The sequence below is a fragment of the Polaromonas sp. genome (assembly GCF_035638815.1).
Classification (GTDB): Bacteria; Pseudomonadota; Gammaproteobacteria; order Burkholderiales; family Burkholderiaceae_C; genus Polaromonas.
This window is the reverse complement of record NZ_DASQZG010000016.1, coordinates 112,821-130,746: the sequence shown is the minus strand read 5'-3', so window position 1 is coordinate 130,746 and position 17,926 is coordinate 112,821. Positions and strand designations below refer to the sequence as shown.

The following is a 17,926-nucleotide window of genomic DNA, read 5'->3' as shown; positions in this document are numbered from 1 at the left end:
CGTTTTCAACGGGCTCAGAACGCTTGGTCTGCGACCACAGGAGACCCAAACCATGCCGCGTCCGCTCAAATCCAGCCGCGAACTGCGGCAGCGGTTCGACCTCTACCTCGACGAGCGCGAGGTCGATCAAATCCGCGCCAGCGCCCAAGCCGCCCGCCTGCCCATGTCCACGTTCCTGCGGCGTGTGGCCCTGCGCCAACAAATCACAGTGCCGCCATCGGCGGGAAACCTTGAACGCTGGCGCGAGCTGGCGCCCCTGGCCAACAACCTGAATCAGATTGCGCACGCCTGTAACGCGGGCTTGCTGCCGGAGGGGATAGACCCGGTCGTCAGCCAGCTTGCCGAGCAGGTGCGCCTTTTGCGGATGGAGCTGCTGGGAGTCCGGGAGGGCAGTCCATGATCGGCAAGATAGCCGCCAAGGGGCGCAGCTTCCGGGGCCTGTCGGCTTACCTCCTGCGGCGGGGTAGGGGCCGCATCGTAGCCGGGGTGATGGCTGGACGCACGCCCCGCGAGCTGTCCAAGGAGTTCGGCGTGCTGCGCCGCCTCAATCCCAAGCTGACCAAGGCAGTGGCGCACCTGATGCTCAGTCCAGCGCCAGACGATCCACCGCTGACAGACCAGCAGTGGGAGGCCATCGCCCAGCACTACATCGGCGCAATGGGCTTTTCCAATGCGCCATGGGTCGCCGTCGTCCACCAGGACACCGACCACCAGCACATGCACCTGATGGCTTGCCGCATCGGCTTCGACGGCAAGACCATCTCGGACGCCAACGACTTTCGCAAGTCCGAAGCCGTCGTGCGCCAGATCGAAGCGCAATTTGGCCTGGCCGCCGTGCCGTCGCCGGATGGATTCAAACCCAAGCCGAGCAGGCGCGCGAAGGCAAACCAACAAGAAGCCACCACCCAAGGAGACAAGCCCATGACCAACAGCGCCACACCCCCCAACCCCTTCGATCCAGCCAACCCGCAAGACGCGACTAGGCCCGAGTCCTTCGAGCCAGGCCGAGACCAGGCGGAACTGGCGCTGGTCAACTCCAGCCCCGGCATCGTGGCGTCCGGCGCGAGCGTGGCCGAACCGCTGACCAAGAAGCAGGCGCAGGCCATGCGTCGGGCCATCGTCGAAGACGACTACCAGGAAAGGATGCAAACCTTGCTGGGCGATGACCTGACCCGTGTTCACCGTCATCCCCAGGGCGCGACGCTTTATTTCAAACAGAAGGGTCGGATCGCAGACCAAGGCAGCAAGCTGACCGTCCTGGGCGGCATGGACCAGAGGCTGGCCGCGCAGCGCATTGTGGCCATGGGGATCGACCGTGGCTGGAAGTCGATCACCTTCACTGGCAGCGGCAGCTTCATCGAGCTGGCCATGCGCGAGGCGCTGAGGCAGCAACTCCCCATCGTGGCCAGCGACGACCGTCAACAGATCATCCTGGACAAGCTGATGGCAGAGCGCCGTGGCGGCATGGGCACGATGGTCTTGCCGGTGGGGGCCGTTCCAGCCGATGAGGACATCCCGGCGATCCTCGCCGAGCTCGACGACCTGAATGACCTCCCGGCGCTGCCTGGGCCGATGCCGTCCCAGCCAGCCAAATCCACTGCGCCCGTGGCCCCGCCACCGGCTGCCCCCGCCGATCCCCGTCCACCCGAGCCGCCTAAGCCCGCGCAGGTGGGTGTCCTGCCCAAGTTCCTGAACCTGTCCGAGCGTCTGCACGACCGTCGCGCCCAGAAAACCAGCAACGCGCCGGGAACCACTGCACCGCCCGCCAAGCGCCCAGGAGGCCCTGGGCCATGACCCCAGCGCGACCGTCAACACAAGCCACCGAACTGCCATACAGAACAGGGGGTTTGGTACTTAACCATTCTGGGCATTTAGCCCGTCCAAGGAGGACGACATGAACACGAGAAACAGATCAACCACCAGAAAGACGGCACCTACCGCAGCACGGGACGCCTACATCAGCTTCAACAAAGACGAATGGGCCGCGCTGCAAAAGCTGGGCTTCCGGGAGCGCTGGGCCTATATGCAGTTCAAATGGCTTGCGAACTTCAAGACCGGCATGGTCGGCAACTTCCGCAAGCAGCGCCTGACCTACCAAGACATCGCCGGTCTCGTAACCGCGCCGGGGGTGCAGGGCAGGGGGATGGGAAGCATCGACGACACCCAGGCGGCTGACTTTATGGGCCGCTTGGCTGCCGTGGGCCTGCTGGTGCAGCACGACAAGCGCGCCAACGGCGGGTTGCTGTTCGAGCTTCCGCTGTCCCCCATCAATCGCCAGGCGTCCGCGCTCAGGACGCCAGCTCCGGCGCGGGAGGAACAGGGCCGCGCACCCGAGCCTATTTCCCCGGATTGGGATGCCCCGGAGGGTGTCTTTTCCCCGGACGATGACACGCCGCCGTTTGACGATTCCCCAATGGCTACGCGGCTTTCCGAGGTGGTTGACCCCTCTCTATCAGTATTGGCTTTAACAAAGTTAAAGAACAATACTGGCGGGGCGGGCACGGCTAGCGCCGACACCGCCCCGCCCAGCCGCGCCACAGGCGCGGCTGCCGACCTGGAAAATCCGCAAAGGCAGCCAGCGGCTGGCGCGCCGCTGAGCGCGCGCGACATCCGCGCGGTCCTCGCGGGGGACTGGACCTTCACGCAAACCGACACGCCGGAGGCCAGGACGCTCTATGAGTCCTGGGCGGGCGCGGGCATCACCTTGGCTGATCTGCATGCCGCCATGGCCAGCCTTGAAGGCGATGACGAGCATTCAGCGCTGACGCCGATGAGCCTGAAATCTAAACTCTGGCCGCATGTCGTCGATGGCTGGGCAAACCAGTTGGCCGCCTGACCCCACCAATCGACCAGCGGCCCGGACAGGCGGGCCGCGTTTTACGAAGCTATCCCGATAGCAAGTCGCTGCGCCAGAGAGGCATGGCGGGGCATCGGGAGAGCGCCGTGGATATTCGCGAGCAGATCACGTCGGAAATAGTCGCTTTGATGTCCCAGGAGGGCGGCGCGCCGCCCTGGCGCAAGAGCTGGTCGTCCGGGTATCTGCATTGCAACGCCAGCAGTGGCGCCACCTACAAGGGCATAAACCAGCTCATTTTGGCCATCGCAGGGGCCATCCATGGGGACGCCCGGTGGCTCACCTACCGACAGGCCGAATATATGGGCTTACAGGTGCGCAAGGGCGAGCGCGGCACGCGCATCGTCAAGATGGTGGAGGTCAATCGCAGGCAGGCGGCCAAAGAAGCGGACGCCGATGGCGAAGTGGTGGCCGAAGAGGGCAACAGGGCCTTGGTCATGAAGGCCTATACAGTGTTCAACGCCAGCCAGATCGACGGGATGGCACCTATGCCGGTGCGCGATTGCACCGTAACCTGCGCCGATGCGGTGCAGCAGATTATTTTCGGCTTGCAGGGCACGGGCCTGAAAGTCAACTTTGGGCAGGGCTTCCAACCGTGCTACCTGCCGCGCACGGACGAGGTGCGGATTCCACCGGCCAGCGAGTTCACCAGTTTGGAGGACTTCCACGCTACGCTTTTACATGAGGCTGCCGGACATGGCAGCCAGGCCGTGAAGCGGTTGGCCATGATGTCGTCGGATGTCCCGCGCTTCGGCTCTGCCGAATACGCCCGACTCGAACTCATTGCCGAGCTGGCATCCGCGCAGCTAGGTGCCCAGCTTGGTTTGCCCATGGGGCCATCGCTCATCGCCTCGCATGCCGGATACCTAGCGAGTTGGTTGCAGGTGCTCAAAGGCGATAAGAACGAGATTTTCAGGGCGGCGGCGAACGCGCAGAAGATTTGCGATTACGTCAGCAAACTGGCGGTTGAGGCGCAGCCGCTTGTAGTCCCTCCGGCTATGGGCGAAACTCGGTCAGAGGTGGCTGCGGTGGCCCGCCCCTCTCGCCTGGTTTTGTAATATGGAAGAGTTCAATATCGCAGGCGCGCAAGAGCGGCTGGCGCAAAAGACCCCGGCGTCTGACAGACAGCCGGGGTTGAAGGGCTAACGTCGCTCAGCTACTGTTTCAGCGGAACAGTTCGAGCTGATGAGGATGTGAGCGAAAGTGGTCCGTTACATTTTCAAGACGTTCGAAACGCCAGCGAACGTAGGGTCGCACATACACGCTCTTCGGCCAGTGGTCAGACGAGGTCATTCCACACTCCTTATAAAGAGAGTTTCGAGGGCGATATTTGCCTGCACCTCACCGAGTGTTAAACTCGGAGTTGTCCTCAACAGACCGGTGCAGGTGGCAGAGGGACGCCCTCACCACCTTACCAAGAGCCCAAGATGCGTCGTAACCGCTTCTTGGGCTTTTTCTTTATGGCCGCTTCATCAGCTTTACCTCAACATCGGAATCGCTGATGCTGGCCTTGTAGACCATCTTGAAGATGCTGTTGGCCATGTTCAGCCAGTTGAAGCGTTCTTCGTATTCCCAATCTTCGCCGGACTTCGGCAATGTGAGCATCAGCCCCTGAATCAGCGGGTGGTCCCCACCACCACCACCGCCGCCGCCATTTTTTTTCGGATCTTCCTGCGCCGGCTTTTCATCGGTCTTTCCGACTGCATCGACGCGTATGGCGGGTTTGGTCAGTCGATCAGCGGCCATGTCGAAGAATCCCGCCTGCTTAGCGCTGCGCATGAGGACTTGACGCGCCTTGTCCTTCACACCGTCGCCTACCCCCAGCGTAACCAGCGAGCGTTCGAGGGCAGCCTGCGGGGGCAGCGGGCTGCCCCTAAATTGTTCGTAGACCTTCCCATACAGCTCTACCGCAAGGAACGCGTCGATCCGCGCTGCACGCTCTTTCTCCCCATCAATGACGCGGCGTCCCAGTTCGGTGAGCGTGATGCGACCGCCGCGTTCGTAGGTAATCAAGCCGTAGATCCTCGCGCCGTTTATGCGTTGCCGAAACCCTCCGCCCTTAGACTCCATGTTGAGCTGTGCCGCCAGTTGCTCAGCTTCGCAAGCCATCCCGCCTGCACTGTGAACGCCCTGGGCGGTCTCAACAGCGGCATCCAAGTCGATATATGGGAAGTCGACGGTGGACTGTTGATTCCCGGTCTGAGATGCAGCGGGTTTGATTTCGGGGACGCTTTCGGCGGTCATGATTTGACTCCAAAAAGTTTGAGTGTGCCGATTGTAGCCTCAAAAAAGATTCTTAGTAATTTTATTAAAGCATTTAGCTTTTAAGTGAGCCTATCTGGCAGCCGTTGAGGTGGCGAAAGTTGTAGGGCTTGGCGTGTAATGCTTTCAAGCGTGTGAAGTGGGTGTTGGGCAACCTCCCTGTGTAACCGAGAGGTCGAATCGCTCAATTGAACCCGCGTCCGCATGCGCGCGGACTCGGATCATTCGTCCTTTGAGGTATCATCATGGGTATCATTTTGGAGGGTTTTCGAGGAAATATGCCTCGAAAAATTGTTTAAAAACAACCACTTGAAGCAATATGGTGGAGATTCCCCCCAGCTCCACCATCAAAACTTGCAAAGACACTCTTTTTGCATGTCGATCAACCCCGTCAGGCCCCAAGTCTGGCGGGGTTTTTCACTTCGGCTTGCGACTTCGCGCCAACCGGCGCACCTCTGTGTGCCCGTTTTCAATCCAGTTAAAGGTTTTATCGAAAAGCAAGCGATACAGTAACGAGTATTCAAAAATAAAATGTTACGCGGCAAAGTCATATTGATTTTTTCTAAATATTTTTGAAAGTACCCATATGCTCATTCAAACGGCCAGACCATTGCGAACATGCATTGCCGCGTTTTTATTGCCTGCGATGACCACTGGTGCATTGGCGCAGGAGTGCCCACCGCAACCCCTGCCTTTGGAGCAAGCACGTGAGCACATCGAAAAGACTCCTGCAAAAAATGCAGGTCTTTTGTGGCGTGTTGAAAAGTCTGGAAGAACTTCGTGGCTTTATGGGACCATGCATTTGATGCACATTGACTATGCCAAACCAGGCTTGCAGGTCATGATAGGCATGCGCACCAGTGACGTGCTCGCTGTCGAAATTAATGTCTATGAGCCTCAACAACCAATTCCGACTAGTCAAACCTCAAAATTTGAGATGTCACAGGAACAGCTTGGGCGCTTGAAATCAGCCTACCAAAAAGAATGCATTGCGCATGACCCTGCGCAGCCCGCCACACATCTTCTCATGCAATCTCAAGCCAATCGCCTCGGCCTGTTTTGGGGCTATGGGCCTGATGGGCGGTTGATGCAAATTGCAAAACGCACCAACAAACCCATCATTCAACTCGAAAGTTTGGATCAACAAATCAACGCGCTTCGCCCCAGATCGCAGGTTGAGTTTGATGCGCAACTCAATTCAAGCCTTAAAAGTTTTGAACATGGTGTTCTTTCCTCTCATTTGGCCACCCTGGCCAAGGCATGGCAGCGCAATGATTTGCAAACGTTCATTAAAGACACAGAACAAATGAACGCACAATTTCCAGACTTTGCGAGACGCATCAATGATGAACGAAACGTATTGATGGCGAGAAAAATTGATGACTTGCACACTGAGGGGAAGCGCATCTTTGTTGCCGTGGGTGCCACCCATATGACCGGAACGCACGGAATCCCCAAGCTGCTGGAAGAAAAAGGGTACACCGTGACCTTCGTTCCGCTACGAAACGACAACGGTCAGTAAGAATTTAGGCGTCTACGGCACGCACATGTTTTTTCGGACGTTGCTTGCGTTGGCATTTTCATTAACAGCAATTTCCTGCCACGCTCAGCGACGCGAAAATCCAGATGCACTGATTCTCGGCAAGGCCAAATTGGTCAGCTAAACTTCCAGAGTCGAACTTTATCGCGATGATCTAGAAGTAGAGGACGGGTTTGTCGAACTCATCGATCACCTGTATACGGTAATTGAGAAGCAACTGGCACGGCAATTGGATGCCCGTAATCTGGGGCCGAAAATCAAGGTCGTGGTATCCAACAACGTTCGGGTGTCTCATGTGTGGCAGGGCTACCAGCACATGAATGACCCACGCGCTGTCATTTTTTTAAACTCACGTGCCTACGAAGGATTCAAATCGGGAGCGAACGCGACGCTTGTCCACGAGATGACGCATCTTTTCACGTGGAAGTTCAATAGCCATAGTCTTCGAGAGGGGGTTGCCGACTATGTGGCTAGAGCTGTTATGCCAAACGCGTCCGTTGGGCCGAACGCTGCGAATGCTTTGCCCACTCCTGTTGATTGGGCATTCAGGTACTTGGGGTCCAGTCAGCCTGCGCCTTCTGAATTAATGACAGACGTTGAGTTTCGCAAAAGCTATTATTTTTTGAGTTATGTGTTTGTCAAAGCACTTATTGACAGAACTTCGATGGCAGATTTTTTGCGATTTTATGACAGCGCATACTCCGACACTTTGTTTGAGTCCACCTTCAAAGTTAAACGGTTGGACTTGATTTGCGAGTTGAGGCTTGGAACTCAGTGCAAAGAATGAATGAGGAATTCAAGGGCTGTATTTTGTTGGAACTCCGCAAATCGTATCAATTTCAGCAGTTGCCCGCGTTCGTTGGAAGAGGGTATTTAGGCGCAAGACCGCATTCCACCACCATCTCCTAAAGCCCGGTCTTTCTGAGCGGTTTTTTTTGCCCACCGGTGTTTAAAGCTGCGAGCCGAGCAGCAGTGCCAGACGCTCCTTCAGTTTTTCTTTCATTGGCCGGTCAGCCCATTCCTCAAACGTCACCCGGCGTGACTTGCGCAGGTCGTCTTCGAAGACTTTGGCCTGACGCTCGGCAAAGGCCGGGTCAAACACATTGAGGTTGGCCTCGTCGTTGAGCCGGAAAGAGCGGTTGTCAAAGTTGGTCGAACCGACCGAGACCAGCAGCTTGTCCACCACCATGGCTTTGACGTGGTACATCGTGGGCTGGTACTCGTAAATTTCGGCCCCCGCCTGTAGCAGCGGGCCCCATGTGCCGCGAGAGGCTGCGCGGACCGTCTCGGTGTCGATGATCTCGCCGGGCGTGATGATGCGGACCTTGACGCCGCGCTTGAGGGCGTCGATTAAAGTTTTGCTGGTCAAATCATCCGGGACGAAATAAGCGCTGGACAGATCAATGCTGCGCTGCGCTGCCGTGATCGACAGGTGATACATCAGTTGCATGCTTTCACTGCCGCCGGATGGCGAGCTGGAAAAGACCTGGGCTGAGCTTTGGCCTGCTGGTTGAAGCGCCGGAAAATACGGATCGCCGTGCATGACCCGCCCGGTGACCTTCAACCAGTTGTCCATGAAAACCGCCTGCATCTGGGCGACGGCTGGGCCTTCCATGCGGAAGTGGGAGTCGCGCCAGTGGTCTGGGTCTTGCCCCGCACCTGTCCAGTTGGGTGCGATGCCTACGCCGCCTGTAAAACCGATTTTCCCGTCCGCAACCAGCAACTTCCGGTGGGTGCGGTTGTTCATGCGGGCAAGATTGTACCAATGCGGCTTGTGAAATTTGCGTATTTCGACGCCCGCAGCTTCCATTTCCTGCAAAAAAGAATCGTCAATCTTGGCGCTGCCTACCCAGTCCAATAAAACGTGGACTTTGACCCCGGCTTTGGCGCGTTCCGCGAGCGCGGTGGCAAATTCCCGGCCAATGTCTCCGGACCAGTAGATGTAGGTCTCAAAGGTGATGGATTTTTGGGCCCCGCGTATGGCCGCTAGCATGGAGGGAAAAATCTGATCTCCGTTGAGGAGTTCTTGCACACGGTTGCCCCCCACGATGCCAGGCCCCAGCAGTGTGCCCATCGCGCGCTGGAACTGCGGATCGGCTGTCGAATACAGGCGCGGCAGCTCGCGGGTGACGTTTTTTTCTCCGCTGCTGAAGTTGATAAACAGCAGGACCGCGACGATGGTCAGCAGGAAAGTAATGGCAATCGTCATACCAGTGTGCATTTTTTTGGTCATTTTTGGAAAATGTCGGTGGGTGATCCGCACATTACGAAAACGCCCTGGGTGCGCTTGAAAGCGCGCAAGCTCATCCGTAGTAGTCCATTGCCTTGACTTGCGATGTGACAATAGCGCATGGCAAACATGCAACTTCAAGAGATTCTTTTTTCGCAGGGATTTGGCACCAGGCGCGTCTGTACGGGGCTGGTTCAGCAGGGTTTGGTGAGTGTGGCCGGCGTCCCCTGTGCGGAGCCTGCTATGGAATTCATAGCGGACGGCCTGAAGTTCAACGTGCAGGGCGTGGCGTGGGAGTACCACGAAAAAGCCTATCTGATGCTGCACAAGCCCGCAGGATATGAATGCTCCCAGAAGCCCAGCACCTACCCGAGCATCTATACCCTGCTGCCCGCGCCGATTCGCCAGCGCGGGGGTGGGGCGGCCGCGGGCGTTCAGGCTGTGGGAAGACTGGACCAGGACACCACTGGCCTGCTGCTGCTTTCAGACGACGGGAAGTTCATTCACCGCATGAGCTCTCCCAAGCACCATGTTCCCAAGGTGTACGAGGTACGTGCCAAACATCCGGTTGACGACAAGCAGATTCAGCAGCTTCTTTCTGGCGTGGTGCTGGATGATGACCCCAAGCCGGTTCGCGCGGCAGCCTGCGAAAAAACCGGAGAGCAGCAACTCAGCCTGACGTTGACGGAAGGCAAGTATCACCAAGTCAAACGGATGATCGCAGCGGTTGGGAACCGGGTGGAAGATGTTGGCGGTTTGCACCGTGCCCGCATCGGCCAGCTGGTGCTGCCGGTTGATCTGAAACCGGGCGAGTGGCGCTGGCTCCCCCCGGCAGACCTCGCAAGCATTTCGGCTAAAAACTGAGACTGAATCGCCTGTCGCGGCCAACAAAAGAAGGGAGCCTCATGACTGAACGTCGTCAATTTCTAAGCGCTGCCGCCGTGGGCGTGGCAATGTCTCCCTCTCTGGCCTTGAGCCAGACTTCGCCCAAAGCTTTGCGCGGTCCGGCTCTGCTGACCGTGAGCGGCCTGATAGGGCGGGGCAACCGTGGACCGCTGGACCCGGTGCGCGACCAGATGATGGTCAAGCAGAAGATCAGCTTTGACAAAGCGCATGCGTTTGACTTCGCCGCCATCACTGCGCTACCCGCTGTCGCCATCAATCCGACGCTGGAGTACGACGGCAAGCGACATCTGCTCAAGGGCCCCTTGCTGCTTGACGTGTTGAAGGCATGCGGTGTACAGCCCCTTCCCGGCACCGCGCTGTTGCTGCGCGCGGTTGACGGTTATGCCGCCCGGATTGCGGTTGCTGATGCGGTCAGGTACCGCTTCATCGTGGCCACCCATCTGGACGGGCAACCGATGGCATTGGGTGGGCTGGGGCCCTTGTGGGCGGTCTACGACGCCGATAGATTTCCCGACATGGCGGCCAAACCCCTGTCGGCCCGCTTTGCCCTGTGCCCATGGGCTACCTACCATATTGAGGTCAAAGAAGCCTGAATCCTCCTTAGGCGGGGCTTTTATTCTTTCAATGAAATCGACTTTTTGCCCATGTATAACGGGCAAAGCTTGCTATCTAAAGAATAGCGTCACGGCACGTTTTGCAGAAAGTCGGCGATGCGCTGGGTGATTTTTTCGGGCTGGTCACGGTGCGGGGAGTGAGCGCAAGCGGCTAACCTCAACTGATGGGCATGAGGTGCGGCGAGAGCAATTTCGTCAAGTTGACGCATGGTTCCGTACTCGTCGCCAGTACCTTGCACCAACAGCAGCGGCGCGGTAATTTGTGCGCATTCCTTGCGGATGTCAAAGCTGAGAAACGCTTGCGACAACCACACGTCGTTCCATCGCCAGAAAGCGCCGTCCACATCGGCATGATGCCGGGACAGGCGCTGGCGAAGATCGCCACCCTGGTACAGGGTGGCCGCCTCTGCAATAGCCTTGATGGCGATGTCTTCAACCAGAACATGGGGCGCCATGGCAATCACGGCACTTACCGGATGCTGGCTGGCATGTAAAAGCGCAATGCTGGCCCCGTCAGAGTGGCCCACCAGCACGGGACGGTTGAGACCCTCGGCAGCCAGTAGTTGCGGCAATACCTCCCAAGCCTCCCGGTGCAGATAGTTGGCGTCCAACCGGCCGTTCCCGCGAGCGTCCGCCACCGGGTCCGAGTGTCCATAACCACGGCGTGAATACACCAGGCCGCCCCTGCCTGTAGCCAGGCAAACTGCCTGCGGCCAGCTCTTACCGAGCTGCGTCCACAGGCTGACGGAGCCCAGCCCGTCATGAAGGAACACCAGAGTTGATCGCCCCGGTGCGCCCGGGATGCGTTGCACTTCAAGCTGCACGCCCTGAATTGAGACGAAATCCATGTCCTTCATCGTAAAGGATGTAATCCGCAGGCTCCCGGAAAGCGTTGAACAGGTCCCCGGCCGCTACACTTAAGGGTTGCCTTGACGCCCAGAAAGTAGTTTCGTGAAATTGCCCCGTTATTTGCTATCCGCCGCGCTGTTGTCCTGTCTGGCGGGGGCGTCATTGCCAGTCCTGGCCCAAGCTGCGCCACTGCCTGCGCCACATGCTGCACCCCTGTTTGTACTCAACTCGCTGGATGCAGATGTCAGTGTCATCAACCCGGTCACCTGGACCGAGACCAAACGCATCGCCACGGGTAAAGAGCCGCATCATCTGTACCTGACGCCCGATGAAAAATCACTCATCGTGGCCAACGCGTTGTCGGACACGCTGACTTTCATCGACCCCAAGACTGCTGACGTGCAGCGTGTGATTCGCAACATTGTTGACCCCTATCACTTGCGCTTTTCACCGGACATGAAGTGGTTTGTAACCGCCGCCAACCGGCTTAACCACATTGATATTTATCGCTGGAACGGCACCGATATTTCACTTGTAAAACGCGTGGGCACCAGCAAGACTCCCAGCCATTTGTGGATAGACAGCAAGAGCACCACGGTTTACTCAACCATGCAGGACAGCGACGAGTTGATCGCACTTGACCTGGCGAGTCAGGCGATGAAGTGGCGAATCAAGACCGGTGCAGTACCTGCCGACCTCTTTGGTACGGCCGACGACAAGCAGATTCTGGTGGCCCTGACTGGTGGAGACTCTGTTGAAGTTTTTGACGTGACCGGCAAAGAGCCCAAGCGCAGCCAGGTGATCAAAACTGCAGCCGGGGCTCACGCTTTTCGCGCGCTGGGCGATGGGCGTCATGTGCTGGTGAGCAACCGTGTGGCCAACACCATCAGCAAGATCGATCTGCAAACCATGACGGTGGTAGACAGCTATAACGCTCCAGGTGGGCCGGACTGCATTGAAGTCTCGCGAGACGGCAAGCTGATTTATGTCACTTCACGCTGGGCGCGCAAACTCACGGTAATTGATATGGCGAGCCACAAAGTTGTCCGCCAGGTCAAAGTTGGAAAGAGCCCTCATGGCGTCTGGACGCTTGATCACGCTAAGAGGTGAGCCCCCACGCTGCATGTGGCCCCCACGGTCGCTCACTCCGTGTAGCTCCCTGCCCCGGGGGGCCGCTGCGCCTGCGGCCCGGCAAAGCCGGTTCCGCGGCCCCGGCTTGAATAAGAGTGTGAGTGCGGCGCTAACGGTGATATGCGTTGCTACTCTTTTCATAGCTATCGGCGCCCGTCCCGCTTGGGCAGTAGGCTGTTTTGATGCCCAAGGCAAGCCTGGCAAGCCCGTCTACCTGACGCTGGACACCGGTCACATGGAAGTGGCGCCGCTGATGGCGGACATCCTCAACAAGCATCAGGTCAAGGTCACTTTTTTTGCCGCGAACGAGCGGACTAAAACCGGCGACGGGAGCCTGGGGACGCACTGGGCGCCCTGGTGGAAGGCGCGCGCTGCTGAAGGGCATGAGTTCGCATCGCACACTTGGGACCATAGCTACTGGCGCGGCGATATCCCTGCTGCGGCTGGCAAGCCCGCGCAATTCCGGATTCGGCCGTCTGCGGGGCCTGCAGAGGGCAAGGACTTCACGTGGAGCGCTGATCAATACTGTCAGGAGCTTGATCGCGCGACCGTTCGCTTGCATGAGATGACTGGCAAACAGGCGCTGCCACTTTTTCGGGCGCCCGGTGGAAAGACCTCGCCAAACCTGGTAGCCGCCGCCAGAGCTTGCGGCTATGCCCATGTGGGCTGGGCACCGGCGGGTTTTTTGGGAGACGAGCTCTCCAGCGAAAAATACCCCAATGACTTTTTGCTGAAGAAGGCCTTGCAGGGCATTCAGTCGGGCGACGTTCTGGTGGCGCACCTTGGGATCTGGTCACGCAAAGACCCTTGGGCTCCGACCGTGCTGGAGCCCCTGGTAGTCGGGCTAAAGTCCCGCGGCTTTTGTTTTCAGACTTTGCGAGAGCATCCTCAATACAGAGCCTGGGTTGCCGCCCCTGTGGGTTTCGCACCGGGCAAACGGGGCAAGTAGGTGATGGACTGGATAGAGAGCCTGTTTTCCGTGGTGCAGCAATGGCTGTTTGAGACGGCTGTGCAGCCCGCCATGTTTGCGATGGGGCTGGGCAACCTGCTTGAAGACGCGTATGCCGCCACGGCGTGGTTCATGGTCGGTTTGATCCAGATTGCCGTCCTGCTCGCGGTTATTGGCCCCCTGCAGAGGTGGCGGCCAGCCGAGCCTCTGACGGACCGGGCCACCATACGCACAGACATCCTGTACACGGTCATTCACCGGCTGGGCCTGTTCCGTATCGCGCTCTTTTTTATGCTGGACCCATGGTTCGATGATGCCTTCAGCGCGTTGCGCACGGCAGGATACGGCACCTTTCACCTGGACCAGTTGTGGCCCGGTGTGACTGACGGCGCGGTCATGAGCTTTGTGATTTATCTGGTGGCGTTTGACTTTATCGGCTACTGGATTCACCGCGGCCAGCATCAGTGGGACGTGTGGTGGCGCCTGCATTCGCTGCACCATGCCCAGCGCCAGATGACGATGTGGAGCGACAACCGCAATCATCTGCTGGACGATATTCTGGTCGACAGCCTGATGGTCATTGCGGCGCAGCTGATCGGTGTGGCTCCTGGCCAATTTGTAGCCATCGTGGCAATCACGCAGCTCAGCGAAAGTTTTCAGCACGCCAATGTGCGGTTGTGGTTTGGACAGATCGGCGAGCGGCTTTGGGTCAGCCCGCGTTTTCACCGCCTGCATCACAGCATTGGGATAGGGCACGAGTCAGCAGGAAGAGGCACCGTGGGTGGACATAACTTTGGCGTGTTGCTCCCTTGGTGGGACATGCTGTTTCGCACGGCCAATTTCGAGTTGCGTTATGACCCTACGGGCGTTCGCGACCAGGTTGAAAAAAGCCGCGACTACGGGCGCGGCTTTTGGTCGCAGCAATGGCTTGGGCTCAAGCGCCTTGTGGGGCGCGCGTGATGACACCGGGCGCGCTATCCTAGCCAGATGAACAAGATTTTCGACTCCTTCTGGCGCGCTGCCGTGTATTGCCTGCACCCCCGGGTGATTGCGCTTTCGTTTTTGCCGCTGATCATCATGGCGGTGGTATCGCTGGGTCTTGGTTACTTTTTCTGGGAGGACGCAATCACCGCCGTGCGCAGCGGCCTGGAAAGTTATGAGCTGCTGGCCAGCATGGTGCGCTGGCTGGAAGGTCTGGGCCTGGGCGATTTGCGCGTGGTGCTGGCCCCTGCAATCCTGCTTTTTCTGGCCATTCCGGCCATCGTGATTGCCACGCTTCTTTTTGTTGCGCTGCTGATGACGCCGGCCATGGTTGCGCTGGTGGCTGAGCGGCGTTTTCCCGCGCTGCAACGCAAAAAGGGCGGCTCCCTGCTGAGCAGCCTGCTGTGGTCTCTGGGGTCGACTTTGCTGGCCCTGGTCGCCCTGATCGTGTCGCTGCCGCTGTGGTTGATTCCGCCGCTGATCCTGATTTTTCCACCGCTGATATGGGGCTGGTTGACTTACCGGGTCATGTCTTACGACGCGCTGGTTGACCATGCGAGCGCCGAAGAAAGGCGTGTGATTTTTCGCCAGCACCGGACCCGGTTGCTGGGTATCGGCGTGGTCAGCGGCTACCTCGGGGCTGCGCCCAGCCTGATCTGGGCCTCAGGCGCGATGTTTGTGGCCATGGCGCCCATTCTTGTGCCGGTGGCCATCTGGATCTACACGCTGGTGTTTGCGTTTTCGTCGCTCTGGTTCTCGCACTACCTGCTTGCCGCACTTGACGAGTTTCGCAGGCAAAACAATGCCTTTACCCCCGATCTACGTACGCCGGATGCTATTGAATCAATAGCGTATGAAGAACGGGTGAGGGCGCCCTCCGATCTCCAGACCTTACCCCCACCCCGCACGCCGGGCCAGCAGCCTTGATGCGGCAACCGCTACCCACCCCACATTTTGAACATGAGCAAGCACTTCGGACTCATCATCATCGGCGATGAAATTCTCTCCGGCAAAAGGGCAGACAAACATTTGCCCAAGGTGATTGAGTTGCTGGCGGCGCGCGGCCTGCAACTGAGTTATGCCGACTACGTGGGCGACGACCCTGCACGTATCACCGCCACCTTGGCGCGTGCTTTCACTGCAGCGCGCGAAACCGGCGACGTGATCTTTTCGTGCGGCGGCATAGGTGCGACACCAGACGATCACACCCGGCAATGCGCGGCCCGTGCTTTGGGCACAGAGCTGGCGCTGCATCCGGAAGCCGAGCGCCTTATCCGCGAGCGCATGCAGGACTTGGCAAGAGAGCAGGGCGTGACCTACGAGCCTGATCGGCATGACAACATTCACCGCCTGAACATGGGCATGTTTCCCGCAGGGGCGGAGATCGTCCCCAATCCGTACAACAAGATTCCCGGTTTCAGTTGCTTTGTGGAAAGGGATGGCTATTCCAGCCGCGGAACCGGCTTTGCCGGGCCGCAGGCGACGGCCCCACTACCCGTGCAAGGGGCAGGGACCAGCCGCAGGCACGAAGCGAGCGACCGTGGGGGCGTACATTTCCTCCCGGGGTTTCCGGTGATGGCCTGGCCCATGGTGGAATGGTTGCTGGACACCTTGTACGCAGACTTGCGCCAATCGCAAGCCAGTGTTGAAAAGTCAGTGATCGTGATGGGCTCCATGGAGGCCGCACTGACTCCCTTGATGCTCGAAATTGAGGCGAAACACGCGGGCGTCAAGGTGTTCAGCCTCCCCAGCGTGGATCATCCCGAATACGGCAGGCATATTGAATTGGGCGTCAAAGGTGCGGCGGAGGCCGTGAATGCGGCATATCCGGCCATGCTTGCGGGACTGCATGCCTTCAACCTCAAATTGGGCCCCGAATTGGTGCGATAAGCTTGCACCAATATGGATCATCGCTGATTGCACTGAAGTGGTGCATTGCTGACAAGGCACTTTTTCATTGCCCAACACCCGCCGGTAAGGAATTAGCGGGGAGTTGACGGCACAATCGAGGGCTTGGCGTGAAATTAGCGCCATCAGGTTTTGGCACAAAAAGTGCATTCATGGGACCTGAAAGTATTTTTAACAACCATCCAGCAACAGGAGATTCTGATGGCAAAGACCGTCGCAGACGTCATGAAAATGGTCAAGGAAAACGAAGTCAAGTTTATTGACTTCCGTTTTACCGACACCCGGGGCAAAGAGCAGCACGTCACCGTGCCCGTGTCCCACTTTGACGAAGACAAATTCACTTCGGGCCACGCGTTCGACGGCTCCTCTGTTGCAGGCTGGAAGGGCATTGAAGCTTCCGACATGCAGCTGATGCCTGACCCCAAGACGGCCAACATCGACCCCTTCTTTGAAGAAACGACGCTGTTCATGAGCTGCGACGTGCTCGAGCCTAGCGACGGCAAGGCTTATGACCGCGACCCGCGCTCCATCGCGCAGCGCGCTGAGGCCTACCTGAAGGCTTCCGGCCTGGGTGATACCGCTTATTTCGGTCCTGAGCCAGAGTTCTTCATTTTTGACGACGTGCGCTGGAACACCGACATGTCGGGCACTTTCTTCAAGATCGAAGAGTACGAAGCCCCATGGAATTCGGGCGCCAAGCTCGAAGGCGGCAACCGCGGTCACCGTCCGACCGTCAAGGGCGGCTACTTCCCCGTGCCTCCCGTTGACAGCACGCAGGACATGCGCGCCGAAATGTCCCTGATCCTCGAATCCCTGGGCATTCCGGTTGAAGTGTTCCACCACGAAGTAGCTGGCGCTGGCCAGAACGAAATCGGCACCAAGTTCAGCACGCTGGTTCAGCGCGCCGACTGGACGCAGATCCTCAAGTACGTGGTGCAAAACGTGGCCAATGCCTATGGCAAAACCGCCACCTTCATGCCCAAGCCCATCGTTGGCGACAACGGTTCCGGCATGCACGTGCACCAGTCCATCTGGAAAGACGGCAAAAACCTGTTTGCCGGCGACGGTTATGCAGGTCTGTCTGATTTCGCCCTGTACTACATCGGCGGCATCATCAAGCACGCACGCGCACTGAACGCCATCACCAACCCCGGCACCAACAGCTACAAGCGCCTGGTTCCTGGTTATGAGGCCCCGGTCAAGCTGGCTTACTCTGCCAAAAACCGCTCTGCATCGATTCGCATCCCTTACGTCGCCAATCCAAAAGGCCGCCGCATCGAAGCGCGTTTCCCCGATCCACTGATGAACCCGTACCTCGGCTTCTCGGCCCTGATGATGGCCGGTCTCGATGGCGTGGAAAACAAGATCCATCCTGGCGAGGCCGCCACCAAGGACCTGTACCATCTGCCGCCAGAGGAAGATGCAAAAGTGCCAACCGTTTGCCACAGCCTGGACCAGGCGCTGGACTGCCTCGACGTAGGCCGCAGCTTCCTGACCAAAGGCGGTGTGTTCACCGACAGCATGATCGACGCCTACATCGAACTGAAAATGGGCGAGGTCACACGCCTGCGTCAGGCGACTCACCCGATCGAGTTTGACATGTACTACTCACTGTAATTTTTTACAGTCTGTGGGTCCAAAAAGACGGCGAAAGCCGTCTTTTTTTATGGGGCAACGTGGTTAATCACCACAATTTTTGCGT

At 58.4% G+C, this 17,926-nt stretch carries 17 protein-coding genes; 14 read left to right on the top strand and 3 right to left on the bottom strand.

Annotation, left to right across the window (positions count from 1 at the left end; genetic code table 11):
• Nucleotides 1-52: 52 nt before the first annotated feature.
• The 4 genes from VE934_RS10860 to VE934_RS10845 all read left to right on the top strand — a co-directional run bounded on the left by VE934_RS10860 (nt 53) and on the right by VE934_RS10845 (nt 3,912).
• Nucleotides 53-400, top strand: coding sequence for a plasmid mobilization protein (locus VE934_RS10860; RefSeq protein ID WP_324887298.1), 348 nt, complete (start codon nt 53-55; stop codon nt 398-400).
• A complete protein-coding gene (locus VE934_RS10855; protein ID WP_324887296.1) occupies nt 397-1,794 on the top strand; it encodes a relaxase/mobilization nuclease domain-containing protein in 1,398 nt (465 codons plus the stop codon). The genes VE934_RS10860 and VE934_RS10855 overlap by 4 nt, the downstream gene beginning before the upstream one ends.
• 100 nt (nt 1,795-1,894) lie before the next feature.
• Nucleotides 1,895-2,836, top strand: a complete 942-nt coding sequence (locus VE934_RS10850) for a hypothetical protein (RefSeq protein ID WP_324887295.1) — start codon at nt 1,895-1,897, stop codon at nt 2,834-2,836.
• Between the two features lie 107 nt (nt 2,837-2,943).
• Nucleotides 2,944-3,912, top strand: a complete 969-nt coding sequence (locus VE934_RS10845; protein WP_324887293.1) for an ArdC family protein — start codon at nt 2,944-2,946, stop codon at nt 3,910-3,912.
• A gap of 400 nt (nt 3,913-4,312) precedes the next feature.
• Here VE934_RS10845 and VE934_RS10840 read toward each other — a convergent pair whose 3' ends face one another.
• A complete protein-coding gene (locus VE934_RS10840) occupies nt 4,313-5,098 on the bottom strand; it encodes a hypothetical protein (RefSeq protein ID WP_324887291.1) in 786 nt (261 codons plus the stop codon).
• Nucleotides 5,099-5,702: 604 nt separating this feature from the next.
• On the opposite strand from VE934_RS10840, the gene VE934_RS10835 reads away from it, so the two are divergent.
• Nucleotides 5,703-6,638 carry a TraB/GumN family protein gene (locus VE934_RS10835; protein ID WP_324887289.1) on the top strand — a complete coding sequence of 312 codons (936 nt, stop codon included), beginning with the start codon at nt 5,703-5,705 and terminating at the stop codon, nt 6,636-6,638.
• Between the two features lie 247 nt (nt 6,639-6,885).
• A complete protein-coding gene (locus VE934_RS10830) occupies nt 6,886-7,443 on the top strand; it encodes a hypothetical protein (RefSeq protein WP_324887287.1) in 558 nt (185 codons plus the stop codon).
• Nucleotides 7,444-7,605: 162 nt separating this feature from the next.
• Here the strand turns inward: VE934_RS10830 and VE934_RS10825 are convergent, their stop codons facing one another.
• Nucleotides 7,606-8,889: a phospholipase D-like domain-containing protein gene (locus VE934_RS10825; RefSeq protein WP_324887285.1), complete on the bottom strand. Its 1,284-nt coding sequence runs from the start codon at nt 8,887-8,889 to the stop codon at nt 7,606-7,608.
• Nucleotides 8,890-9,015: 126 nt separating this feature from the next.
• On the opposite strand from VE934_RS10825, the gene VE934_RS10820 reads away from it, so the two are divergent.
• Both VE934_RS10820 and VE934_RS10815 read left to right on the top strand, forming a co-directional pair.
• A complete protein-coding gene (locus VE934_RS10820) occupies nt 9,016-9,750 on the top strand; it encodes a 16S rRNA pseudouridine(516) synthase (protein ID WP_324887282.1) in 735 nt (244 codons plus the stop codon).
• 41 nt (nt 9,751-9,791) lie between these two features.
• Complete coding sequence (locus VE934_RS10815; RefSeq protein ID WP_324887280.1) at nt 9,792-10,385, top strand: molybdopterin-dependent oxidoreductase; 594 nt, start codon at nt 9,792-9,794, stop codon at nt 10,383-10,385.
• Nucleotides 10,386-10,474: 89 nt separating this feature from the next.
• Here VE934_RS10815 and VE934_RS10810 read toward each other — a convergent pair whose 3' ends face one another.
• On the bottom strand, nt 10,475-11,254 hold the full coding sequence (locus VE934_RS10810) for an alpha/beta hydrolase (protein ID WP_324887279.1): 780 nt from the start codon (nt 11,252-11,254) through the stop codon (nt 10,475-10,477).
• 163 nt (nt 11,255-11,417) lie between these two features.
• On the opposite strand from VE934_RS10810, the gene VE934_RS10805 reads away from it, so the two are divergent.
• The 6 genes from VE934_RS10805 (at nt 11,418) to glnA (ending at nt 17,841) form a co-directional block, all read left to right on the top strand.
• The gene (locus VE934_RS10805; protein ID WP_324887658.1) at nt 11,418-12,365 is read left to right on the top strand and encodes a YncE family protein; all 948 of its coding nucleotides are present in this window, start codon (nt 11,418-11,420) and stop codon (nt 12,363-12,365) included.
• Nucleotides 12,366-12,471: 106 nt separating this feature from the next.
• Nucleotides 12,472-13,335 (top strand): polysaccharide deacetylase family protein, encoded by an 864-nt coding sequence (locus VE934_RS10800; protein ID WP_324887277.1) that lies wholly within the window; start codon nt 12,472-12,474, stop codon nt 13,333-13,335.
• 3 nt (nt 13,336-13,338) lie between these two features.
• Nucleotides 13,339-14,295 (top strand): sterol desaturase family protein, encoded by a 957-nt coding sequence (locus VE934_RS10795; protein ID WP_324887275.1) that lies wholly within the window; start codon nt 13,339-13,341, stop codon nt 14,293-14,295.
• A 27-nt stretch (nt 14,296-14,322) separates the two neighbouring features.
• On the top strand, nt 14,323-15,243 hold the full coding sequence (locus VE934_RS10790; protein WP_324887273.1) for an EI24 domain-containing protein: 921 nt from the start codon (nt 14,323-14,325) through the stop codon (nt 15,241-15,243).
• Between the two features lie 33 nt (nt 15,244-15,276).
• Entirely contained in the window at nt 15,277-16,206 is a 930-nt protein-coding gene (locus VE934_RS10785) for a competence/damage-inducible protein A (protein ID WP_324887271.1), read from the top strand.
• Between the two features lie 219 nt (nt 16,207-16,425).
• Nucleotides 16,426-17,841, top strand: a complete 1,416-nt coding sequence (gene glnA / locus VE934_RS10780; protein WP_324887269.1) for a type I glutamate--ammonia ligase — start codon at nt 16,426-16,428, stop codon at nt 17,839-17,841.
• The last annotated feature ends 85 nt before the right edge of the window (nt 17,842-17,926 follow it).